The following is a 23,250-nucleotide window of genomic DNA, read 5'->3' as shown; positions in this document are numbered from 1 at the left end:
TCTCAACCATAGGCCCGGTGAAATTGCACTACGAGTAAAGATGCTCGTTTCGCGCAGCAGGACGGAAAGACCCCGGGACCTTTACTATAGCTTGATATTGGTGTTCGGTTCGGCTTGTGTAGGATAGGTGGGAGACTGTGAAGCATGCACGCCAGTGTGTGTGGAGTCGTCGTTGAAATACCACTCTGGTCGTGCTGGATGTCTAACCTGGGTCCGTGATCCGGATCAGGGACAGTGTCTGGTGGGTAGTTTAACTGGGGCGGTTGCCTCCTAAAGAGTAACGGAGGCGCCCAAAGGTTCCCTCAGCCTGGTTGGCAATCAGGTGTTGAGTGTAAGTGCACAAGGGAGCTTGACTGTGAGACCGACGGGTCGAGCAGGGACGAAAGTCGGGACTAGTGATCCGGCGGTGGCTTGTGGAAGCGCCGTCGCTCAACGGATAAAAGGTACCCCGGGGATAACAGGCTGATCTTCCCCAAGAGTCCATATCGACGGGATGGTTTGGCACCTCGATGTCGGCTCGTCGCATCCTGGGGCTGGAGTCGGTCCCAAGGGTTGGGCTGTTCGCCCATTAAAGCGGTACGCGAGCTGGGTTTAGAACGTCGTGAGACAGTTCGGTCCCTATCCGCTGTGCGCGTAGGAATATTGAGAAGGGCTGTCCCTAGTACGAGAGGACCGGGACGGACGAACCTCTGGTGTGCCAGTTGTCCTGCCAAGGGCATGGCTGGTTGGCTACGTTCGGGAGGGATAACCGCTGAAAGCATCTAAGCGGGAAGCCTGCTTCGAGATGAGTATTCCCACCCCCTTTGAGGGGTTAAGGCTCCCAGTAGACGACTGGGTTGATAGGCCAGGTGTGGAAGACCGGTAACGGTTGGAGCTGACTGGTACTAATAGGCCGAGGGCTTGTCCTCAGTTGCTCGCGTCCACTGTGTAGGTTCTGAAGTAACGACCGTGTTGTGTTCCGGTTGGTTAATTTCATAGAGTTTCGGTGGTCATTGCGTTAGGGAAACGCCCGGTTACATTCCGAACCCGGAAGCTAAGCCTTTCAGCGCCGATGGTACTGCATGGGGGACCGTGTGGGAGAGTAGGACGCCGCCGAACAATTTTTCAGCCTCAGGCCCCGAGTTTTCACTCGGGGCCTGAGGCATTTTTGCGTTTAGGGTGACGTCATGCGCTATGACCTCGTCATCTTCGACAACGACGGAGTACTCGTCGACAGCGAGCCGATCGCCAACACGGTCCTCGCCGCCTACCTCTCCGAGCTGGGTCACCCCACCAGCTATGAGGAGTCCCTTCGGGACTACATGGGCGGCGCCGTCCACCGTGTGCACGACCTCGTGCTCGAGCGGACCGGACAGAAGCTCCCCGCGGACTTCGACGAGACGCTGCATTCCCGCACCTTCGCCGCCTTCGAGCAGGAGCTCCAGCCGATGAAGGGCGTCACCGAGGTACTGGAATGGCTCGTCGCCGAGGGTGTCGCGTACTGCGTCGCCTCCTCCGGGACCCACGAGAAGATCCGGGTCGGACACCGGCGGACCGGCCTGGACGAGTGGTTCGAGGACGAGTGGATTTTCAGCTCCGAGGACGTCGGCCAGGGGAAGCCGGCTCCCGACCTGTTCCTGCACGCCGCCCGATCGATGGGCGTCGAGCCTGAGCGCTGCGTCGTCATCGAGGACACCCCCCTCGGCATCCAGGCCGCGAATGCCGCGGGAATCGACGTCTACGGCTTCACGTCGATGACGCCCGCCGACCGGCTGCCCGGTGCCAGGGGGTACTTCGGAGAGCTGACCGAACTGCCGCGACTGCTCGCCTGACAGCTGCCGCGCTCGACGGAAGACCGCCCGGGGCACGGAACCCCGGTGGGTCGGACGACTCGCCGCAAGAACGATTCACCCATGTGGACGGGTGCGTTCGTGTGATCGCTCTGTCCACTCGGCACGGTGGGTCATACGCTCCCGGGCCATGACGGAAGCGCGCTTGCGGCATGGACGGATATCCCTCGCCATCAGCTTTTTCGTCCAAGGCGTGGTTTTCGCGCTCCTCGTGACCCGAATACCCGCGGTCCAGGACCGCTACGGGATATCCGACGGGCTGTTACCCGCCTTCCTCGCAGCCGTTCCGATACTCGCCGGATTCGGCAGTATCGGTACCGAGCGCCTGGTGAAGAGAGTGCGGCCCGGTGCCGTACTGCGCTGGGCGCAGCCCGTCGTCTGTCTCGCCCTGCTCGCGGTGGGCGTCGGTGACGGCCTGGCGCAGGCGGCGGTCGCGCTCGCCGTCTTCGGCCTGGCGGTCGGCGCGCTGGACGCGTCGATGAACATGCTCGGCGTGAGCCTGCAGCGGGCGTACGGGCGCAACATCATGCTCGGCTTCCACGCCGCGTACAGCCTGGGCGGGATCGTGGGGGCGTCGCTCGCGTGGGCGGGAGCTCACTGGGGACTTTCACTGATCGTGCTCTACGGGCCGCTCATGGCCGTCCTCGCCCCGGCAGCCCTCCTTGCGAGCCGTTGGTATGCGGACCGTGCCGGCCATGCGGGCCACGCGGACCGTGCGGATCAGCGGAAGCCGCGAGCCCAGGCAGTCGTCGCCACCCCTCCGCCCATCCCGGGCATGAGATTTCTGCTTCCCCTGTGCCTGGTGATGGCCTTCGTCTATATAGGGGACTCGACGGTGGCGAACTGGAGTGCCAAGTACCTCCAGGACGTCCTGGGGAGCTCCGAGCAGCTGTCCACTGTGCCTTACAACGTGTATATGGCAATGACCTTGCTCGGCCGCGCCGTCGGGGATGCAGGGGTGCGGCGCTTCGGGCCTGACGCGGTCGTGCGGGCCGGGGCGGTGATCGCGGCCGGGGGCTTCGGGGTGGTGGCCGTGGCGCCGGGGGCGTGGGTGGGGATAGCGGGGTTCACGGTGCTGGGGCTCGGGCTCTGTGTGATCGTGCCGCAGACCTTCGCCGCGGGCGGCCGGCTCGCCTTTGAACGTCTCGGCCCGGAGGGCTCGGACGCCGCAGTCGCACGGCTGAATATCTTCAACTATGTGGGTTTTCTGGTGGGTTCGCCGCTTGTGGGGGCACTCGGGGAGGTGTGGAGCCACCGCGGGGCCATGCTCGTACCGCTGCTGCTCGTGCTCGTGACCGCGCCGTATGCCCGCGCCTTCGGCCCCGCCGCCCGCCCTATACCGTGTCGCCATGAGCGGCCGCGCACAACTGATGTGGGACGAGGCAGTAACGGGCTATGACTTCGGGCCCGGGCATCCGATGGATCCGGTGCGGCTCGCGCTGACCATGCGGATGGTGGAGACGTTCGGGCTGGACCGCGCGGTCCGCCTGGCGGCGGCCAAGCCCGCGGGGGAGTCGACGCTGCGGCTGGTGCACCGGCCGGACTATGTGGCGGCGGTGCGGCGGGCGTCGGCCGATCCGGGGTCGGCCGACGGCTCGTACGGGCTGGGTACCGAGGACGATCCGGCGTTCGCGGGGATGCACGAGGCGTCGGCGCTGATCGCCGGGCAGTCCGTGGGCGCGGCCGAGGCGGTGTGGCGCGGTGACGCGCTGCACGCGGTGAACTTCGCGGGTGGGCTGCACCACGCCATGCCGGGGTCGGCCGCGGGTTTCTGCGTGTACAACGACGCCTCTCTCGCGGTGGCGCGGCTGCTGGAGCTGGGGGCCGAGCGGGTCGCGTACGTGGATGTGGACGTGCACCACGGGGACGGGGTCCAGGCGGCGTTCTGGGAGGACCCCCGGGTGCTCACGATCTCGCTGCACGAGCACCCCCGGACGCTCTTCCCCGGGACCGGGTGGCCGGAGGAGGCCGGCGGGCCGGGGGCCGAGGGCGGCGCGGTGAACCTCGCGCTGCCGGCGGGGACGGGGGACGCGGGGTGGCTGCGGTCCTTCCACGCCGTCGTGCCGGAGCTGCTGGCGGAGTTCCGGCCGCAGGTGCTGGTGACGCAGCACGGCGCGGACACCCACTTCGACGATCCGCTGGCCCATCTCGCGGTGTCGCTGGACGCGCAGCGGCTGGTGATGGAGGCGTGCCACGACCTGGCACACGCGTACGCGGACGGGCGGTGGGTCGCGCTGGGCGGTGGGGGATACGCGGTGGTGGACGTGGTGCCGCGGTCGTGGACCCATCTCGTCGCGATCGCCGCGGGGCAGCCGGTGGACCCCGAGGCGGCGGTGCCGCAGGAGTGGCGGGACGAGGTGTACGCCCGTACCCGGCAGCTGGGGCCGCAGCGGATGACGGACGGGCTGCGGCCCCAGTGGCGGGACTTCGAGGCGTCCGGGTACGACCCCGCCGACCGGCTCGACCAGGCGATCCTGGCGACGCGCCGCGCGGTGTTCCCGGCGCACGGCCTGCTGCCGTAGCCCGTCCTTCGGAGGGCGCGGCGGCCACGGCGGCCGGAGCCGGCCTTCCTGGTCGTCATCCGGCCTTCCCGGTCCGGCGAGAACCTTCCCGGTCCGGCGAGAGCTGTCCCGGTGCGGCGAGAACCGTCCCGGACCCCCCCTCGTTAGCCCACGCGTGGGACGCCGGGGACGAATCGCGGTGGGGTGCGGGGCGGTCCGCCAGCATCGGGAGCGTGTTGAGCCCCCGCGCCCTGCGCGCACATCTGCTCGTCGCCCGACTGGCCGGCACGGTGGCCACGACCCGCGAGCGGAGTCTGAGCCGGTACCGGATGTTCGCGGCCCGTGATCCACGGGCGCTGATCGGGTTGGAGCCCGAATACGACTGGTGTTTCGATGAGTTGTTACAGCTGATGGGTCAAAAGTGCGGAGTTTCGGCCGATCCCGCGCGCACTTCAGGGCAGGATGTGATCGACCCTGATCGCACGATCGCGGCACTCGATGCCTTCGCCGACCGCCTCGCGACGGTGGCCGCGACAGGCGCTCCGGTGCTGATCGGCACCGGCCACCCCCACCGGCTCCTCGGTTTCTACGCCGCGTTGGCCGCCGGTCTCTCGGCGGCCGGATGCGGTGTTCTCACCCCGGCGCAGGGTCGAAGTGTCGACATAACGACCCGGTTCGGCGTACGCACTTACAACCTTGACTACGTCAGGGGAGTCGCGCTGATGCGTGAACCCGGCGCGCGAGCGCCCCGGAGTGAGCCGGGCGCGCATACCCATTCTCCCCTCCCGGTTCGGGTCGCTCTGGGGGCCGCGGCGGACTCCGGCGGACCCCTTCCGGCCCTGGTCATCGGGGACCACGGATGGGTCTGCGCGGCAGGTCAGCTGGGTTTTGAGGCCATCGGCCTGGCGGACTCCGACGACCCGGCGCCCTTCGTCGGAGAGGCCGAGGGACGGGTGTCCGTGGTCGTTCCGCTTGATGACGCTGTGCGGTCTGATTACTACCGACCGCTTACTCGCTATGTACTCAATCGAGCGTGTCTGTCACAGTAGGCGGCCGATGGCTGCTCCTCTTCCCCACTCGCATCACACGCCCCTAATCTGGGGAGTGAGCGCGCAGCGACGAGGAGTCACCGGAGGGGAAGCCGGTGCGCGTCATGTGCGGAAGGTTCAGGTGTGTCATGGCTGCTGGCGAAAGGCCTCTCAACGAGGTCGTGTTCCTGACCGTGGCGGAAGTCGCCGCGGTGATGCGAGTGTCCAAGATGACCGTGTACCGCTTGGTGCACAGTGGTCATCTGCCGGCGATCCGGGTGGGTAGGTCGTTCCGGGTCCCAGAGCAGGCGGTGCACGAGTACCTCCGTGAGTCCTATGTGGGGGTGGAAACCGCCTAACGAGGACCTCGGATTACGCTGTTCGCCCGGTGCCGGGTAGGCTGGCCCGATGTAGGTCGTGTGGGCTCGGACGCCCCGCACCGAGTGAATCGATGTAAGCGAGGGTAGTCGTGGGCTCTGTTATCAAGAAGCGGCGCAAGCGGATGGCCAAGAAGAAGCACCGCAAGCTGCTCAAGCGCACGCGCGTTCAGCGTCGCAACAAGAAGTAAGCAGCGCCGCTGTGATCATCCCGCAGCCCTCCCACCGGTCCACGGTGGGAGGGCTGCGGTGCTTTCCGGGCCCGGCACCGCCCGCCTTACGTCGCGGTCAGTAAAGCCATCGCTACGGCTTGAAATATCGCCCGGGGGATCGGGTGGTCATCACAGCGCAACAACGAGCCGCTACGGTTGCCGCCAGGCACCGCTCGTCGCGTAAGGGTGGGAAGGGAAGGCGCTGATCTTGGGCAAGGTCGTGCTCGTCACCGGGGTCGCACGGCAACTGGGCGGACGCTTCGTCCGCAGGATCCAGCGCGAGCCCGAAGTCGACCGGGTCATCGGGGTGGACGCGGTGCCACCCGAGCACCACCTCGGCGGGGCCGAATTCCTACGGGCGGACATCCGCCACCCCGCGATCGCCCGGGTCCTCGCGGAACACGCCGTCGACACGGTCGTCCACATGGACGTCAACGGCACCCCGCTCGGCAAGAGCGGCAGCCGGGCCACGGTCAAGGAGACCAACGTCATCGGCACCATGCAGCTGCTCGGTGCCTGCCAGAAGACCCCGTCCGTCAGACGGCTGGTCGTCAAGTCCAGTACGAACGTCTACGGTTCCGCGCCCCGCGATCCCGCGATCTTCACCGAGAGCACGCCGCCCAAATCGCTGCCCAGCGGAGGCTTCGCGAAGGACGCCGTCGAGGTCGAGGGCTATGTGCGCGGCTTCGCCCGCCGCAGGCCCGATGTGGCCGTGTGCGTGCTGCGCTTCGCCAACATCCTCGGGCCCTGCGCCGACTCGCCGCTCGCCGAGTACTTCTCGCTGCCCGTCCTGCCCACGGTCCTCGGCTTCGACCCCAGGCTCCAGTTCGTGCACGAGGACGACGCGATCGAGGTCCTGCGGATAGCCGCCGGGGAGCCGCGCCGCGGCACGCTCAACAGCGGAACGTTCAATGTCGCGGGCGACGGCGTGCTGCTGCTCTCACAGGCCGCCAGGCGCCTCGGGCGCCCCACGCTCCCCTTCTTCCTGCCGACCGTCACCTGGGTCGGCTCAGCGCTGCGCTCGGTCGGCGTCCTGGACTTCTCGCCCGAGCAGATCCGGCTGCTCACCCACGGGCGGGTCGTTCAGACCGCCCAGATGCGCGAGACACTGGGCTTCCACCCCCGCTATACGACCGCTGAGGCCTTCGCGGACTTCGCGCGCAGCCGCGGCACGGGGCTGCTGCCGCCCGAGACCCTCGCCCGTACCGTCGACCGGATCGCCGCGGTCCTGCCTGCCGGCCGCGGCCAGAACTGAGGAGCGCAGCCACCATGGCGGATGCGAAGGTCATCCCGTTCGGCGAGGAGCCACGGTCGAAGCGGAAGGGCAAGCGGGTGGGCCGCGCCCGGACGAACCAGCCTCCGGTGCCGCTCGCGCCCGTACCGCCGCAGCGTGACGAACCCTCGGGGACGGCCGAGCAGGCCGAGCCGGCCGGGAGCCCGCGCGAGCCGGACGGCGGCTGGGACCGGAAGCTGGCCAACGGGCTGAGCTTCCTGCGCCGCCGCGTCACGGGCGAGTACGAGGTCGACGACTTCGGGTACGACCAGGAGCTGACCGACCAGGTCCTGATGTCCGCGCTGCGCCCGATCTACGAGAAGTACTTCCGCGTCGAGGTGAAGGGCATCGAGAACATCCCGGAGAAGGGGGCGGCGCTGATCGTCTCCAACCACTCGGGGACGGTCGCCGTCGACGGTCTGATGCTCCAGATGGCGATCCACGACCAGCACCCCGCCAACCGCAATGTACGGATGCTCGCGGCGGACCTCGTCTTCATGCTGCCGGTCGTCAACGAGCTGGCCCGTAAGTTCGGGCACACCCTCGCCTGTGTCGAGGACGCGCAGAAGCTGCTGGAGCGCGGCGAGCTGGTGGGCGTGATGCCGGAGGGCTTCAAGGGGGTCGGGAAGCCGTTCTCGGAGCGGTACAAGCTGCAGCGCTTCGGGCGGGGCGGCTTCGTCTCCACCGCGCTGCGGGCCGGGGCGCCGATCGTGCCGTGCTCGATCGTCGGGGCGGAGGAGATCTACCCGATGGTCGGCAACGCGAAGACGCTGGCGCGGCTGCTCGGCATTCCCTACTTCCCGCTGACGCCCACCTTCCCCTGGCTCGGGCCGCTCGGCATGGTGCCGCTGCCGACGAAGTGGACGATCCAGTTCGGCGAGCCGATCCCGACGGACGGCTATGCGCCGGAGGCTGCGGACGACCCCATGGTGATGTTCAACCTGACCGACCAGGTGCGCGAAACGATTCAGCACACGCTGTACAAGTTGCTGGTGCAGCGGCGGTCGGTGTTCTTCTAGACGGAAGCGAGCCTTGCCCGGGGTCGGCGGACGGAGTCCGACGCGATGGCCCTTCGGGCCGGATTTCGCAGCGGCGGCCGGTCACGCCCCCCTGCCGGAGGCAAGCCGCCGCGGCGGTTTCGTTCTGAGCGGGAGCGCGCCTTGCGTGAGAAAAGCGGACGGAGTCCGACGCGGTCGGCGCGGCGGTCAGCCTTGCCCCGCCGGAGGCGAAGCGCGGCGGCCGGTGTTCTTCTGAGGCGTTGTCCGCGCCTCTGTCCGAGTGAAGAACACCGACCGCCTGTTTCCGCCGTCTAGCTCGCGTCCTCGCCGTGGATGCCGAGGCCCGGGAGGATGTCCGGGAGGAGGGGCGGGATGGTGATGTCCGGCTGCTTGGACGGCTTGCCGTCCTTGCCGTGCTGGGGCTGCTTGGCCGATCCCGAGCTGTCGGAGCTGGGCTGGGGCTGGAGCAGGCCCGTGCCGCCGAGGAGGCCCTGGCCGTCGTCGTGGCCGCCGGGGGACGCCGAGCGGGGCTTGCCGCCCGAGCGCTTGCCGTCGGAAGTGGACGACGCCTGGGGCGGCTGCGCGGAGTGACCCGCGCGTCCCGGGGTGCCGTGCTTGGGTGCGTGCGGGGCACCCGGCGCGTCGTGCTTGCCCCCCGGGGTGGTGGGCAGCAGCGGTCCGACCTCGTCGTCTATGGCGGCGAAGACCGAGCTGACCTGGTCGCCCACGTCGTGCAGCTGGAGGGGCAGCTTCTCGCGCAGCTGGCTCCAGCCCTCGCGGTGCGAGGAGGCGAACGAGGACAGCCGCTGGATCGCGCCGAGCGAGCCGTCCCGCTCGTAGGCCTTGTGGAGCAGGCGGTGGCCCTCCGAGGCGTCGTGGGTCATGCCGGAGAGGGTCTTGCGGATCTCGCCCAGGGACTCGTGGTCGAGGTGGCCCACCCGGCCGCGCTCCATGAGGCGGCGGGCCTCGAACAGCCGGGTGGAGGCCCGGTCGAGGAACAGACTGCCGCGGTCGGCCTCGTCGTCGGTCAGACCGAGCCTGAGGTCTTCCATGCCGCGCTTGAGTCCGTAGAGCGAATCGCCGGGCAGGGCATTGGAACTCGCCGCGGCCACGCCGCCGAACGCGCCTGCCGCCACGCCCACGGTGAGCCCGCCGGCGGCGAGCCCCTTGGACCAGCGGGAGCGTGGCTTGAGCCGGCTCAGTGGCCCGGCCCGGTGGGTGCCCTTGCCCGCGGTCCGGCCGCCCGCCGCGCCCGTGCGGGGCTCGGGGACCGTGGCCGCTTCACCGGCGAAGTGGGACTCCATGGCAGCGATCAGCTGCGCCCGCTGCACGGTCCTGACCTCGGGATCCAACTCGGGTGCGGGCAGCTCTCCGAGCCCGCTCGCCAAGGCCAGCAACTTCCCCTGCTCGGTGTCGTCCACCGATGGGCCGGGCTGTGCGGCCGCCGCGCCCTGGAGTTCCTGGTCCTCCAGGGCCTGGGCGAAGGCGTTCGCCCGCCGGTGCGCCGAAACGTTCGCGATCACAGGCGGCACCTCCTCTCGTCATGACGGTCGACTCCCCTGAAACCTGGAGGGTTGCACGCCTTGAGCGCATCCACTCGATCGAGTGAGTTGCTACGGGCATGGCGCGACGGCAGGGAGTCTGCATCCCGCACAACGAGCGGTTCCGCAGTCGGGTTACGCGATCGGGGCGATGTGACCGCTGGTGAGTGAACGGGTGCACAGGGTCAGCGCGCGTCGTCCGGGAGGAGCCGGGCCAGAGTGCGCACGGCTCGGTACTGGAGGGTCTTGATCGCGCCCTCGTTCTTCCCCATCACGCGGGCGGTCTCGGCGACGGACAGGCCCTGGAGGAAGCGCAGGGTGACGCACTCCTGCTGCTGTGGGTTGAGCTTGCGCACCGCCTCCAGGAGGGCGGCGTTGGAGAGGGACTCCAGGACGGAGTCCTCGGGGCTGCGCTCGACCTCGTTGGCGTCGAGCATCTCGCCGGTGGTCACCTCGAGCCGGAACCGCGACGACTTGAAGTGGTCGGCGACCAGATTGCGCGCGATGGTCACCAGCCAGGCCCCGAAGTCGCGGCCCTGCCAGGTGAACGTGCCGATGCGGCGCAGGGCGCGCAGGAACGTCTCGCTGGTGAGGTCCTCGGCCGTGGCCCGGCCGCCCACGCGGTAGTAGATGTAGCGGTAGACGGTGTCGGCGTACTGGTCGTAGAGGCGGCCGAAGGCTTCGGCCTCGCCGGCCTGGGCGCGCTCGACCAGGTCGAGCATGCGGGCGCTGTCGCTGTCGGCACTCGGGCGGCGGGTCGTAGTGGACGTACCGGCGCCGGCGCCGCGGCGGGCGCGTCTGCCGACCGCCGCACTGCCCTCGGCGAGGGCGTAGCAGGGGCCGGCGGGGACGGGTGTGGCGAAGGCGGGGACGGCGTACGCGGTGGGGACGAAGCCGCGCAGACGGTCGATGACCGTTGCGCGCAGCGTAGCCAGGCCCGAGGCGTCAACCCCGACGTGTGGGTACACGGGACTCCCAGAGGCAGAGCTTCCATCACGTGCAGTGCGGGACCGTTCACTCGTCGTAGGGACAAGGGGGTACCGGTTTGCGTCTGAGGAGAATAACGCTTCGTACAGGCAGCGCTACACCGAGTTGCTCAAATCATCGTTTCCGTTCGATCTCTTACTGATTGACGCTCGATCAAATATCGAACTGTGAACGGAAGTTGACGCAATGGGGCACATGTGTGGCCGATTGGGCAGCGTGTTGTGGCAATCCGGACACGGAAGGACTGTCGGGGGCCGTGTGGGGGTATGACAACAGGATTGCCTGTGGGTCACCTTCGGTTACGCCCTGTTGCCGCCCGTTCGGCACAGATGGCCGAATACGGGCCGACAACGGCAGCGGGGGGTGACACCCGCCCGGGGGAAGGCGACGCGGGGAGCGCTCCCCGATCGGTCAGGTCGTCAGCGGCGGCGGCGGTGCAGGGCGACGGCCGCGGCCGCGCCGCCCGCCAGGGCGCCCGCGGCGGCCGCTGCCGGGATGCCGACCTTGGCCGCCTTGCGGCCCGTCCGGTAGTCGCGCAGCCGCCAGCCGCGCTCCCGCGCGTGCTTGCGCAGCCGGCTGTCCGGGTTCACGGCGTAGGGGTAGCCGACGATCGACAGCATCGGGATGTCGTTGGCGGAGTCGCTGTAGGCCGCGCAGCGGGAGAGGTCCAGGCCCTCGGCCGCGGCCAGCGCCCGCACCGCCTCGGCCTTCGCGGGGCCGTGCAGCGGCTCGCCGACGAGCTTGCCCGTATAGACGCCGCCGACGGACTCGGCGACCGTGCCGAGCGCGCCGGTCAGGCCCAGCCTGCGGGCGATGATGGTCGCGGTCTCGACGGGCGCGGCGGTCACCAGCCACACCTTCTGGCCCGCGTCGAGATGGGCCTGGGCCAGCGCCCGGGTGCCCGGCCAGATGCGCTCGGCCATGTACTCGTCGTAGATCTCCTCGCCGATGGACATCAGCTCCGAGACCCGGTGGCCCTTGACGATGGACAGGGCGCTGTCGCGCGCGTCCTGCATGTGCTCGGGGTCCTCGACGCCCGCCAGCCGGAACCACGCCTGCTGCCAGGCGAAGCGGGCCAGCTCGCGCTTCTGGAAGAAGTGCCGTTTATAGAGGCCGCGGCCGAAGTGGAAGAGGGCGGCGCCCTGCATGACGGTGTTGTCGAGGTCGAAGAAGGCCGCGGCCCGTACATCGCCGGCGACGGGGAATTCGGGCTCGGCGGGCTTCTCCGGGGCGGGTGGCCGCCGCTCGGCCTGCGCGGCGGTCTCGTCCGCGTTCTCCTGCGCGGACTTGCGGGCTGCCTCCGCCGCGGCCTCGCCGGCCAGCACGCTGCGTGCGGTGGCGGAGCGCCTGCGCGGAGTGATCCATCCCAGTGCGGCCATGTCGGGAGCATAGCCAGTTTGTTCGGGGTAACCGGAGTCGGAACGATTCAGTGACGTGAACTTCACGAGACGTGTTCGTCACTCTCCGCGCGGGGAGTGGCCGCGGGGCCGTGCGGGCAGCGGGGTCAGCCGCCGAGGGCCTTCCGCAGGCGCGCCGGATTCACCCGCCAGAAGTCGTGCTGCGCGCCGTCGACGAGGATCACCGGAATCTGCTCCCAGTACTTGCGGTACAGCTCCTCGTCCTCGGTGATGTCCTTCTTCTCCCAGCGGGCGCCCAGCTCGCCGCAGATCTCGGCGATCACGGCCTCCGCGTCGTCGCACAGGTGGCAGCCGGGCTTGCCGATCAGCGTCACCGTGCTGTCGGCGGGGTTCTTACGGGCGTTTCGGCGCAGCAGCGGGCTCATGCAGGCCATTGTGCCCGTAGGGCGCGCGAGCTCGGCGGCTCGATTGGGTGCCTGAGTCGACTACCATCATGTGGCGATTTGTTGGTGTCCGGGGGTATGGCGATGAGGAGTGAGCGCGCGTGTCCCCGTCGGCGCACCCTTGGTGCGGGAGTGATCGGTGTGGCGGTCGCGATGGTGCGGGCAATGGTTCCCGGACCGGGCCGAAACACCGCGTGACGCCGGTCACTTTGCCCGGACAAAGCGGACACCATCTTTGTGCACGCGTTCACAAAGGCATAGCCTGCGTTCGACGGGGCGGTCCTGGGACAAGGCGCCGCCCGCAGCCCCGCTCTACCCGCAGGAGCACCGTGGCAACTGGCCGAACTCACCGACCGGCGACCCGAAGCCGAGGGATTCCCGAGGCCACCGTCGCCCGGCTTCCGCTGTATCTGCGTGCGCTGACCGCGCTCTCCGAGCGTTCGGTCCCCACGGTCTCCTCCGAGGAGCTCGCGACCGCGGCGGGGGTCAACTCAGCCAAGCTGCGCAAGGACTTCAGCTACCTCGGCTCGTACGGCACCCGCGGTGTCGGCTACGACGTCGAGTACCTCGTCTACCAGATCTCCCGTGAGCTCGGCCTGACCCAGGACTGGCCGGTCGTCATCGTCGGCATCGGCAACCTCGGCGCCGCCCTGGCCAACTACGGCGGCTTCGCCTCCCGCGGCTTCCGTGTCGCGGCGCTGATCGACGCCGACCCGGCCATGGCCGGCAAGCCGGTCGCCGGCCTGCCCGTGCGGCACACCGACGAACTCGAAGCGATCATCACGGACAACGGCGTCTCCATCGGCGTCATCGCCACCCCCGCGGGTGCCGCACAGCAGGTCTGCGACCGGCTCGTCGCGGCCGGGGTCACGTCCATCCTCAACTTCGCGCCCACCGTCCTCTCCGTGCCCGAGGGCGTGGACGTCCGCAAGGTCGACCTCTCGATCGAGCTGCAGATCCTCGCCTTCCACGAGCAGCGCAAGGCCGGCGAGGACGCCGCGCAGACCACCGCCGCCACCCCGCCCCGCGTGCCGCGCACGGCCGGCGGCGGCCGAAAGGGACCGGACGGGGATGTCCCCGCCGTGATGCCGGCATGAGCGAGCGCATCGAGCGATCCGACGGGCGCGTCGGGGACGCAGGCCTGCCCGAGCGAAGCGAGGGTGGAGCATGAGCCTGCTCGTCGTCGGCCTGAGCCACCGCAGCGCGCCCGTCAGCGTGCTGGAGCGCGCCGCCCTCACGGCGGACGCCCAGGCCAAGCTGTTGCACGACACGCTGGCGGCCGAGCCCGCCACGGAGGCGACCGTGCTCGCCACGTGCAACCGCATCGAGCTGTACGCCGACGTGGACAAGTTCCACGCCGGTGTCGCCGAGCTGTCCACGCTGCTCGCCCGGCACACGGGCGTCGGCCTGGACGACCTGACCCCCCACCTCTACGTGCACTACGAGGACCGGGCCGTCCACCACCTCTTCTCGGTGGCCTGCGGGCTGGACTCGATGGTCGTCGGCGAGGGGCAGATCCTCGGCCAGATCAAGGACGCGCTCGCCCTCGGCCAGGAGCTGCACACCGCGGGCCGCCTGCTCAACGACCTCTTCCAGCAGGCCCTGCGCGTCGGCAAGCGCGCCCACAGCGAGACCGGCATCGACAAGGCCGGCCAGTCGCTGGTGACCTTCGGCCTGGAGCAGCTCGCCCGCGACACGCCCGTCGCCGACTGGGCCGCGGGCAAGCGCGCCCTCGTCATCGGCGCCGGCTCCATGTCCTCCCTCGCCGCCGCGACCCTCGCGCGCGCGGGCGTGGCCCACGTGGCTGTCGCCAACCGCACGGTCGAGCGGGCGCGGCGCCTCGCCGCGATCCTCACCGAGCCCGCGGGCCCCGCCGCCCGCGGCGGCTTCACGGCCTCCGCCGTGGAGATGACCGCCGTGGCGGACGAGCTGTCCCGCGCGGACGTCGTCGTCTCCTGCACCGGTGCGACGGGCCTGGTGCTGACGGCCGACGCCATACGCCTTGCCCTCGCCGCCCGTACGGACGCCGGTCACGGTGACGCGCTCTGCGCCGTCGACGAGACCTGCCGGGACGGCTCGGACGTCCCGGGCACCCCGGCTGACGGGGTCGTCCTCGCGCTCCTCGACCTCGCGATGCCCCGCGACATCGACGCCGCCGCGCACGCGGTCGACGGCGTGCGCCTCGTCGACATCGAGTCGCTCGCCGAGGCCTCCGCCGACGCGCCCATGGCCGCCGACGTCGACCAGGTGCGGTCCATCGTCTCCGACGAGGTCGCCGCCTTCGGCGCCGCCCAGCGGGCCGCGCACATCACGCCCACCGTGGTCGCCCTGCGCACCATGGCCGCGGACGTCGTCGCGGGCGAGATCGCCCGGCTCGACGGCCGCCTTCCCGACCTCGACGACAAGCAGCGCGCGGAGATCACGCAGACCGTGCGGCGCGTCGTCGACAAGCTCCTGCACGCGCCCACCGTGCGGGTCAAGGAGCTGGCTTCGACCCCCGGTGGCGCCGGCTACGCCGACGCCCTGCGGGAACTCTTCGATCTCGACCCGCAGGCGGTCGCCGCCGTCAGCCGGGCCGACACGCGTGACCCCGGACGGGAGCCGGCATGAACGACACCCCCTCCACGGCCGCCTGGGGCAAGGCCGCGGCCGGTGCGCACAGCACCGCCGGCGCGCCCGGCCCGCACGGCGCCGTGTCCGACCAGCGGCCGCTGCGCCTCGGCACCCGCCGCAGCAAGCTCGCCATGGCCCAGTCCGGCCAGGTGGCACAGGCGGTCCACCAGCTCACCGGGCGACCGGTCGAGCTGGTCGAGATCACGACGTACGGCGATGTCTCGCGGGAGCACCTCGCGCAGATCGGCGGCACCGGAGTCTTCGTCTCCGCGCTGCGTGACGCGCTGCTCTCCCACGAGATCGACTTCGCCGTGCATTCCCTCAAGGACCTGCCGACCGCGCAGCCGGACGACCTCGTCCTGGCCGCGATCCCGGCCCGTGAGGACCCCCGGGACGTCCTGGTCGCCCGTGACGGGCTGACCCTGGAGACCCTCCCGGCGTCCTCCCGGAACGGGGTGGCCCGGATCGGCACCGGATCGCCGCGCCGCATGGCGCAGCTCAACGCGTGGGCGCGGTCGCACGGACTCGAGATCGAGACCGTGCCGATCCGCGGCAACATCGACACCCGCGTCGGTTTTGTGACCGATGGCGAGCTCGACGCAGTCGTTCTCGCCGCCGCCGGTCTCACCCGCATCGGCCGGATCGGGGAGGCGACCCAGTTCCTGGACGCCGACGCGGTCCTGCCCGCCCCCGGTCAGGGGGCGCTGGCCATCGAGTGCCTCGCCGTGCACCAGGTGCACGGCACGGCCCTCGCGGCACAGCTCGCCGAGCTCGACGACCCGTACACCCGGGTCGCCGTGACCGCCGAGCGTTCCCTGCTCGCCGCCCTGGAGGCCGGCTGCTCCGCACCTGTGGGTGCGCTGGCCGACCTGTTGGCCGACGGGCAGATTGTCACTGAAATGCGCCTGCGCGGCGTCGTCGGCTCGACCGACGGCACGACGTTGGTGCAGCTGTCCACCACTGGTCCCGTACCGTCGTCCAGCGAAGAAGCCGTGGCCCTCGGCCGCGAACTCGCCGCCGAGATGCTCGACAAGGGTGCGGCCGGTCTTATGGGGGAGCGAGCACTTTGAACCCCACCGCCCCGATCCACCCCGTGCACGGGCACGTCACCTTCCTCGGTGCCGGCCCCGGAGACCCGGGACTGCTGACGCTGCGCGCCGTGGAGGCACTTGCGACCGCTGACGTCCTGATCGCCGATCCGCAGGTGCTCGACGTGGTGCGTGCGCATGCGCGCGCCCATGTGGACATGCCTGCCCAGACGGTTACTGATGAGGCATCAAAAACCGCCGACATCCCCGTCCTTAGGGACACTGCCAATCTTGTCATGACGGCCGCGCGCGGCGGCAAGCGGGTCGTCCGTGCCGTCCTCGGCGACCCGGGCCTCGACGGCAACGCGGCCGACGAGATGCTGGCCTGCGCGAACGAGGGCATCACCTTCGAGGTGGTGCCGGGCGTCGCCACGGCCGTCGGCGTGCCCGCCTACGCCGGTGTCCCGCTGCGCGACGGCAAGGGCGCCGACGTACGGTTCCTCGACGCCCGCACCGCCTCGGACACCTGCTGGTCCGAGGTCGGCGCGAGCGAGGTGACCGCAGTCGTCTCCACCACCCTCGACTCGGTCGTCGCGGCCGCCGGTGAGCTGGTCTCCGCCGGGCGCAAGCCCGACACCCCGCTCACCGTCACCGTCGCCGGCACGACCACCCGCCAGCGCACCTGGACCGCGACCCTCGGGACGCTGGCGCAGGTACTCAAGGCCGCCAAGGTGCTGCCGTCCCCGGACGGCGGCCAGCCGGTCATAGCCGTGGTCGGTGAGCGCAGCGCGGCCGCGCAGCGCGACCGGCTCTCGTGGTTCGAGTCCAAGCCGCTCTTCGGCTGGAACGTTCTCGTCCCGCGGACCAAGGAGCAGGCCGCCTCGCTCTCCGACCAGCTCCGTTCGTACGGCGCCGTGCCCAGCGAGGTCCCGACCATCGCGGTCGAGCCGCCGCGTACTCCGCAGCAGATGGAGCGCGCGGTCAAGGGCCTGGTCACCGGCCGCTACGAGTGGATCGCCTTCACGTCCGTCAACGCCGTCAAGGCGGTGCGCGAGAAGTTCGAGGAGTACGGGCTCGACGCGCGTGCCTTCGCCGGCATCAAGGTCGCGGCCGTCGGTGAGCAGACCGCCAAGTCGCTGATCGAGTTCGGTGTGAAGCCCGACCTCGTGCCCAGCGGCGAGCAGTCGGCCGCCGGTCTGCTGGAGGACTGGCCGCCCTACGACCCGGTCTTCGACCCGATCGACCGCGTCTTCCTGCCGCGCGCCGACATCGCCACCGAGACCCTGGTGGCGGGCCTGATCGAGCTGGGCTGGGAGGTCGACGACGTCACCGCCTACCGGACCGTACGGGCCTCCCCGCCGCCGGCCGAGACCCGCGAGGCGATCAAGGGCGGCGGCTTCGACGCCGTGCTGTTCACCTCCTCCAGCACCGTGCGGAACTTGGTCGGCATCGCCGGCAAGCCGCACAATGTCACCGTCATCGCCTGCATCGGCCCCGCCACCGCGAAGACCGCGGAGGAGCACGGCCTGCGGGTGGACGTGCTGTCGCCTGAGCCCTCGGTGCACAAGCTGGCCGAGGCGCTCGCGGACTTCGGTGCGGCCCGGCGCGACGCGGCCCTGGAGGCCGGCGACCCGGTCACCCGCCCGAGCGAGCGGCGGCCCGGATCGCGTAGAAGGGCACGGAGTTGAGCACGTACGGAACCTTCCCCGGGGCTCGCCCCCGGCGGCTGCGGACCACCCCGGCCATGCGCCGCATGGTCGCGGAGACCCGGCTGCACCCGGCAGAGCTGATCCTTCCCGCCTTCGTGCGGGAGGGCATCGGCGAGCCGGTGCCGATCTCCGCGATGCCGGGCGTCGTCCAGCACACCCGCGACACCCTGCGGAAGGCGGCCGTCGAGGCACGTGAGGCCGGCGTCGCCGGGATCATGCTCTTCGGCGTGCCCGAGGACGCCAAGAAGGACGCGGCCGGTACCGCCGGCACCGACCCCGACGGCATCCTCCAGGTCGCCATCCGCGATGTGCGGGCCGAGGTCGGCGACGAACTCGTCATCATGTCCGACCTGTGCCTCGACGAGTACACCGACCACGGCCACTGCGGGGTCCTCGACTCCGAGGGCCGCGTGGACAACGACGCGACGCTGGAGCGCTACGCCGAGATGGCGCAGGTCCAGGCCGACGCGGGCGTCCATGTGGTCGGTCCGAGCGGCATGATGGACGGCCAGGTCGGCGTCATCCGTGACGCGCTGGACCAGACCGGCCACGAGGACGTCTCGGTCCTCGCCTACACCGCGAAGTACGCCTCCGCGTTCTACGGCCCCTTCCGGGAGGCCGTCGGCTCCTCGCTCCAGGGCGACCGCAAGACGTACCAGCAGGACCCGGCCAACGTCCGCGAGTCGCTGCGCGAGCTGTCGCTCGACCTCGCCGAGGGCGCGGACATGGTCATGGTCAAGCCGGCCCTGCCCTACCTCGACATCCTCGCCAAGGTCGCCGAGTCGGTGGACGTCCCCGTCGCCGCCTACCAGATCAGCGGTGAGTACGCGATGGTCGAGGCCGCCGCGGCCAATGGCTGGATCGACCGCGACCGGGCCATCATGGAATCGCTCACCGGCATCAAGCGGGCGGGCGCGAACATGATCCTCACGTACTGGGCCACCGAGGTCGCCCGGCAGCTGTAGCCCGGCCGCCGCTCGTACGCGCACACACCGATGGCGGCGTCCCCCCGAGGGGGACGCCGCCATCGTCGTTTCCGGATTCGGGGGCGTTCACGCATTCCCGCCTGGAAACCGGGGCACTGCCTTCCTTACGGTGTGTAGCACACCGCTTACAGTCCGGAGGCGTGCATGAGTACCGATCCCGAACTCACCGACGACTGGGAGTACACGCTCCAGGTGCCCGCCGACCCCATGGCACCCTGCATCGCCCGCCGTACGCTCCGCACGATCTTCGAGGAGCACGGCTTCCCGGAACTGGCCGACACCGCCGAACTGCTGACCTCGGAACTGGTCACCAACGCCTACCGCTACTCCGACGGCCCCGCGTCCGTGCGGGTCAAGCAGGACGGCGACCGGGTGCGGGTGGCCGTGTGGGACACCAACCCCCGGCTGCCCCGGCTGGATCTGGCGGCGCTGCCCGAGGTGGACGCCGAGCAGGGGCGGGGGCTGGGGCTCGTACGCATGTGCGCCGACAGCTGGGGCGGCTTCGAGCTGCGGGACCAACCACAGGGGCTGTCGGGCAAGTTGATCTGGTTCGAACTGGGAGCGGGGTAGGGCTCACTTCCGCGAATTCCCGTGACGCACGGGACGTCCGCGAAAGGGGCCCCACCCCGCGTCCGACTACAGCTGCTCGGGCGTCCGGATGCCCAGGAGCGACATGCCCTGCCGCAGGGTGCGGGCCGTCAGGTCGCAGAGGAAGAGACGGTTCTCGACGTGCTGCGGGGTGTCGGCCTTGAGGACCGGGCACTCGGCGTAGAACGTCGTGTAGAGCGAGGCCAGCTGGTAGAGGTAACCGGCCAGCTTGTGCGGCTCGTAGGAGGCCGTGACCTCGGCGAGGTTCTCCCCGAACTGGTCCAGGTGCATGCCCAGCGCGCGCTCGGCCGGGGCCAGCGCGAGCTCCGGGTGGGCCACCGGACGGGCCCCGCCCGCCTTGCGGAGGATCGACTGGATCCGGGCGAAGGCGTACTGGAGGTAGACGCTCGTGTCGCCGTTGAGCGACACCATCTGGTCCAGGTCGAACTTGTAGTCCCGGGAGACCGACGTCGACAGGTCCGCGTACTTCACCGCGCCGATGCCGACCTGCGCACCCCGCTCGGCGATCTGCTCCTCGGTCAGGTCCTGGGCCTTCTCCCGGACGACGGCCGTCGCGCGGTCGATCGCCTCGTCGAGCAGGTCGACCAGCCGGACCGTCTCGCCCTCACGGGTCTTGAACGGCTTGCCGTCCTTGCCGAGCACCGTGCCGAAACCGAGCTGGACGGCCTTGGTGCCCTCGGTCAGCCAGCCGGCCCGGCGGGCCGTCTCGAAGACCATCTTGAAGTGCAGGGACTGCCGGGCGTCCACCACGTACAGCAGGGTGTCGGCCTGGAGGTTGCCCACCCGGTCACGGATCGCGGACAGGTCCGTGGCCGCGTAGCCGAAGCCGCCGTCGGACTTCTGGACGATCAGCGGCGAGGGCTTGCCGTCCGGGCCCTTGACGTCGTCGAAGAAGACGCACAGCGCGCCGTTGGAACGGACGGCGACACCGGACTCCTCCAGCAGCCGGCAGGTCTCGGCGAGCATGTCGTTGTAACCGGACTCGCCGACGATGTCCTCGTCGCGGATCTCCACGTCGAGCTTGTCGAAGACCGAGTAGAAGTAGATCTTCGACTCGTCGACGAACCGCTGCCACAGCGCGAGGGTCTCCTCGTCACCGGCCTGGAGGTCGACCACCCGGCGCCGGGCCCGGGCCTTGAACTCCTCGTCGGAGTCGAAGAGCGTCCGCGACGCCTTGTACAGCCGGTTGAGCGACGACATGGCCTCCTCGCCGGAGACCTCGCCGCCCTTGTGGTCCAGCTCGTGCGGGTGCTCGATCAAGTACTGGATGAGCATGCCGAACTGGGTGCCCCAGTCGCCGATGTGGTGCCGGCGCACGACCTTCTCGCCGGAGAACTCCAGGATCCGCACGACCGCGTCGCCGATCACCGAATTGCGCAGGTGGCCGACGTGCATCTCCTTGGCCACGTTCGGCTGGGCGTAGTCGATGACCGTGGTGCCCGGCTGCTCCGCGAACGGCACGCCGAGACGGTCGTCGGCGGCGCGCTCGGCGAGGGTCCGGGTGATCGCCTCGTCGGTGATCGTGATGTTCAGGAAGCCGGGGCCCGAGACCTCGATGTCCTTGATCAACTCACCGGCCGGCAGCTGCTCGACGACCTTCGCCGCGAGCTCGCGCGGGTTGCCCTTCAGCTTCTTGGCGAGCGCCAGCATCCCGTTGGCCTGGAAGTCGGCCCGGTCGCTTCGTCGCAGCAGCGGGTCGGCGGCACCGGCCTCCGGCAGTGCTGCCGAAAGGGCGTCCGCGATGCGCCGGTCGAGCGAGGAAGCGAGGGAAGGAACCGATGCCATGGGGTGGGTGCCGTTCCGGTAGAGGGCATTTTCGATACGACCGAGTATCCCACGCGCCCCTCGCGGGCCGGGATGGTATTTCGCCCGGCTGCGAGCAACCCCGGAGCGCCCCCTTCCGTCTGGGACAATGGTCATGCCAGGACCACAAGGAAGGAAGTGCCGCACGTGGCTCAGAGCACCGAGGCCGACTGGGTCTCCCGTTTCGCCGACGAGGTCATTGCCGAGGGTGAGCGCCGCGCCCCGGGCAAACCGATCGTCGTCGCCTCGGGCCTCAGCCCCTCCGGCCCGATCCACCTGGGCAACCTCCGCGAGGTCATGACCCCGCACCTCGTCGCGGACGAGATCCGCCGCCGCGGCCACGAGGTCCGGCACCTGATCTCCTGGGACGACTACGACCGCTACCGCAAGGTGCCCAACGGCGTCCCCGGTATCGACGGGTCCTGGGCCGAGCACATCGGCAAGCCCCTGACCTCGGTGCCCGCCCCGGCCGGATCGGCGCACCCGAACTGGGCCGAGCACTTCAAGGCAGCCATGGTCGAGGCCCTGGCCGAGCTCGGCGTCGAGTACGACCCGATCAGCCAGACCGAGCAGTACACCTCCGGTGTCTACCGCGAGCAGATCCTGCACGCGATGAAGCACCGCGGTGACATCGACGCCGTCCTCGACCAGTACCGGACGAAGAAGGACCCCGCCGCGGCCGCCAAGAAGCCGCAGCAGAAGCAGCAGAAGCCGGTCGACGAGGCCGAGCTGGAGGCCGCCGAGGGCTCCGGCGCGGCCGCCGAGGACGACGGCAGCGGCTCCGGCGCGGGCTACTTCCCGTACAAGCCGTACTGCGGCGCGTGCGAGAAGGACCTCACCACCGTCACCGCCTACGACGAGACGACCACCGAGCTCGCCTACACCTGCGTGTGCGGGCACTCCGAGACCGTCCTGCTCAGCGAGTTCAACCGCGGCAAGCTGGTCTGGAAGGTCGACTGGCCGATGCGCTGGGCCTACGAAGGCGTGATCTTCGAGCCCTCCGGCGTCGACCACTCCTCGCCCGGCTCCTCCTTCGTCGTCGGCGGCCAGATCGTCCGCAAGGTCTTCGGCGGCGAGCAGCCCATCGGCCCCATGTACGCCTTCGTCGGCATCAGCGGCATGGCCAAGATGTCCTCCTCCAAGGGCGGCGTCCCCACCCCGGGCGACGCGCTGCGGATCATGGAGGCCCCGCTGCTGCGCTGGCTGTACGCGCGCCGCAAGCCCAACCAGTCCTTCAAGATCGCCTTCGACCAGGAGATCCAGCGGCTCTACGACGAGTGGGACAAGCTGGCCTCCAAGGTCGCCGACGGCACCGTGCTGCCCGCCGACGCCGCCGCGTACAGCCGCGCCGTCCGCACCGCCGCCGGTGACCTGCCGACGACCCCGCGCCCGCTGCCGTACCGCACGCTCGCCTCGGTCGTCGACATCACCGGCGGCCACGACGAGCAGACCCTGCGGATCCTCAGCGACCTCGACCCCGCGAACCCGGTCACCTCGCTCGACGAGACCCGCCCCCGGCTCGACCGGGCCGAGCACTGGATCAACACCCAGGTTCCGGCCGAGTCCCGCACGATCGTCCGCGACGAGCCCGACACCGAGACCCTCGCCACCCTCGACGACCAGGCCCGCGAGTCGCTGCGGCTGCTGATCGCCGGGCTCGACGACCACTGGTCGCTCGACGGGCTCACCACGCTCGTCTACGGCGTGCCGAAGATCCAGGCGGGCCTGGAGCCGGACGCCAAGCCCACCCCGGAGCTCAAGGTCGCGCAGCGCTCCTTCTTCGCGCTGCTCTACCAGCTGCTCGTGAGCCGGGACACCGGCCCGCGCCTGCCCACGCTGCTGCTCGCAGTGGGGGCGGACCGGGTGCGCAAGCTGCTCGGGGCGTAACCCGCACGACGGCCGAAGGGCCGCCGCCCGGTTTCCACCGGGCGGCGGCCCTTCGCCGTGTGCGCCTG

20 protein-coding genes and 2 rRNA genes (1 of these 22 cut by a window edge) are annotated in these 23,250 nt (G+C 70.2%); 17 read left to right on the top strand and 5 right to left on the bottom strand.

All coding sequences use genetic code 11. The annotated features are described in order from the left end of the window. The 10 genes from JO379_RS15950 to JO379_RS15905 all read left to right on the top strand — a co-directional run. A 23S ribosomal RNA gene (locus tag JO379_RS15950) occupies positions 1–908 on the top strand; it begins 2,216 nt to the left of the window's first position. 73 nt (positions 909–981) lie between these two features. Then, a 5S ribosomal RNA gene (gene rrf, locus JO379_RS15945) occupies positions 982–1,098 on the top strand. Between the two features lie 68 nt (positions 1,099–1,166). Next, on the top strand, positions 1,167–1,811 hold the full coding sequence (locus JO379_RS15940) for an HAD family hydrolase (RefSeq protein ID WP_130878847.1): 645 nt from the start codon (positions 1,167–1,169) through the stop codon (positions 1,809–1,811). 148 nt (positions 1,812–1,959) lie between these two features. Continuing rightward, entirely contained in the window at positions 1,960–3,228 is a 1,269-nt protein-coding gene (locus JO379_RS15935; protein WP_209515446.1) for an MFS transporter, read from the top strand. Next, positions 3,179–4,351, top strand: coding sequence for an acetoin utilization protein AcuC (locus JO379_RS15930; RefSeq protein WP_209515445.1), 1,173 nt, complete (start codon positions 3,179–3,181; stop codon positions 4,349–4,351). Before JO379_RS15935 ends, JO379_RS15930 begins: the two co-directional genes overlap by 50 nt. A 212-nt stretch (positions 4,352–4,563) precedes the next feature. Beyond that, a complete protein-coding gene (locus JO379_RS15925) occupies positions 4,564–5,379 on the top strand; it encodes a phosphatase (RefSeq protein ID WP_130878850.1) in 816 nt (271 codons plus the stop codon). Positions 5,380–5,507: 128 nt separating this feature from the next. After that, on the top strand, positions 5,508–5,717 hold the full coding sequence (locus tag JO379_RS15920; RefSeq protein WP_067299677.1) for a helix-turn-helix domain-containing protein: 210 nt from the start codon (positions 5,508–5,510) through the stop codon (positions 5,715–5,717). Positions 5,718–5,827: 110 nt separating this feature from the next. After that, positions 5,828–5,926, top strand: coding sequence for a 30S ribosomal protein bS22 (locus tag JO379_RS15915; protein ID WP_003948845.1), 99 nt, complete (start codon positions 5,828–5,830; stop codon positions 5,924–5,926). Between the two features lie 229 nt (positions 5,927–6,155). After that, positions 6,156–7,202, top strand: a complete 1,047-nt coding sequence (locus tag JO379_RS15910; protein ID WP_130878851.1) for an NAD-dependent epimerase/dehydratase family protein — start codon at positions 6,156–6,158, stop codon at positions 7,200–7,202. A 14-nt stretch (positions 7,203–7,216) separates the two neighbouring features. Next, positions 7,217–8,239, top strand: a complete 1,023-nt coding sequence (locus JO379_RS15905) for a lysophospholipid acyltransferase family protein (RefSeq protein ID WP_130878852.1) — start codon at positions 7,217–7,219, stop codon at positions 8,237–8,239. Positions 8,240–8,529: 290 nt separating this feature from the next. Here the strand turns inward: JO379_RS15905 and JO379_RS15900 are convergent, their stop codons facing one another. From JO379_RS15900 to JO379_RS15885, 4 genes are all read right to left on the bottom strand, one after another. Then, positions 8,530–9,741 (bottom strand): DUF5667 domain-containing protein, encoded by a 1,212-nt coding sequence (locus JO379_RS15900; protein ID WP_130878853.1) that lies wholly within the window; start codon positions 9,739–9,741, stop codon positions 8,530–8,532. A gap of 203 nt (positions 9,742–9,944) precedes the next feature. After that, positions 9,945–10,727 (bottom strand): ECF subfamily RNA polymerase sigma factor, BldN family, encoded by a 783-nt coding sequence (locus JO379_RS15895; RefSeq protein ID WP_130878854.1) that lies wholly within the window; start codon positions 10,725–10,727, stop codon positions 9,945–9,947. Positions 10,728–11,165: 438 nt separating this feature from the next. Continuing rightward, a complete protein-coding gene (locus JO379_RS15890; protein WP_130878855.1) occupies positions 11,166–12,125 on the bottom strand; it encodes an HAD family hydrolase in 960 nt (319 codons plus the stop codon). Between the two features lie 125 nt (positions 12,126–12,250). After that, entirely contained in the window at positions 12,251–12,529 is a 279-nt protein-coding gene (locus tag JO379_RS15885) for a glutaredoxin family protein (protein WP_130878856.1), read from the bottom strand. A gap of 347 nt (positions 12,530–12,876) precedes the next feature. Here JO379_RS15885 and JO379_RS15880 point away from each other — a divergent pair, with 347 nt between their 5' ends. The 6 genes from JO379_RS15880 to JO379_RS15855 all read left to right on the top strand — a co-directional run bounded on the left by JO379_RS15880 (position 12,877) and on the right by JO379_RS15855 (position 19,453). After that, entirely contained in the window at positions 12,877–13,644 is a 768-nt protein-coding gene (locus JO379_RS15880; RefSeq protein WP_130878857.1) for a redox-sensing transcriptional repressor Rex, read from the top strand. A gap of 70 nt (positions 13,645–13,714) precedes the next feature. Beyond that, positions 13,715–15,157, top strand: a complete 1,443-nt coding sequence (locus JO379_RS15875; RefSeq protein ID WP_130878858.1) for a glutamyl-tRNA reductase — start codon at positions 13,715–13,717, stop codon at positions 15,155–15,157. Between the two features lie 83 nt (positions 15,158–15,240). After that, positions 15,241–16,230, top strand: coding sequence for a hydroxymethylbilane synthase (hemC, locus tag JO379_RS15870; RefSeq protein WP_278046324.1), 990 nt, complete (start codon positions 15,241–15,243; stop codon positions 16,228–16,230). Further along, positions 16,227–17,876: a bifunctional uroporphyrinogen-III C-methyltransferase/uroporphyrinogen-III synthase gene (locus tag JO379_RS15865; RefSeq protein WP_130878860.1), complete on the top strand. Its 1,650-nt coding sequence runs from the start codon at positions 16,227–16,229 to the stop codon at positions 17,874–17,876. Before hemC ends, JO379_RS15865 begins: the two co-directional genes overlap by 4 nt. After that, entirely contained in the window at positions 17,873–18,862 is a 990-nt protein-coding gene (hemB, locus tag JO379_RS15860; RefSeq protein ID WP_130878861.1) for a porphobilinogen synthase, read from the top strand. The genes JO379_RS15865 and hemB overlap by 4 nt, the downstream gene beginning before the upstream one ends. Positions 18,863–19,027: 165 nt before the next feature. Next, positions 19,028–19,453 carry an ATP-binding protein gene (locus JO379_RS15855; protein WP_130878862.1) on the top strand — a complete coding sequence of 142 codons (426 nt, stop codon included), beginning with the start codon at positions 19,028–19,030 and terminating at the stop codon, positions 19,451–19,453. Between the two features lie 66 nt (positions 19,454–19,519). On the opposite strand, the gene argS is transcribed toward JO379_RS15855, so the two are convergent. Next, positions 19,520–21,277, bottom strand: a complete 1,758-nt coding sequence (argS, locus tag JO379_RS15850; protein WP_130878863.1) for an arginine--tRNA ligase — start codon at positions 21,275–21,277, stop codon at positions 19,520–19,522. Positions 21,278–21,433: 156 nt separating this feature from the next. Here argS and lysS point away from each other — a divergent pair, with 156 nt between their 5' ends. Beyond that, positions 21,434–23,182 (top strand): lysine--tRNA ligase, encoded by a 1,749-nt coding sequence (gene lysS, locus JO379_RS15845; RefSeq protein WP_209515442.1) that lies wholly within the window; start codon positions 21,434–21,436, stop codon positions 23,180–23,182. The last annotated feature ends 68 nt before the right edge of the window (positions 23,183–23,250 follow it).

The organism is Streptomyces syringium (assembly GCF_017876625.1).
Taxonomy (GTDB): Bacteria; Actinomycetota; Actinomycetes; order Streptomycetales; family Streptomycetaceae; genus Streptomyces; species Streptomyces syringius.
The sequence above is the reverse complement of the archived record's forward strand: the minus strand, read 5'-3'. Positions and strand labels throughout refer to the sequence as shown.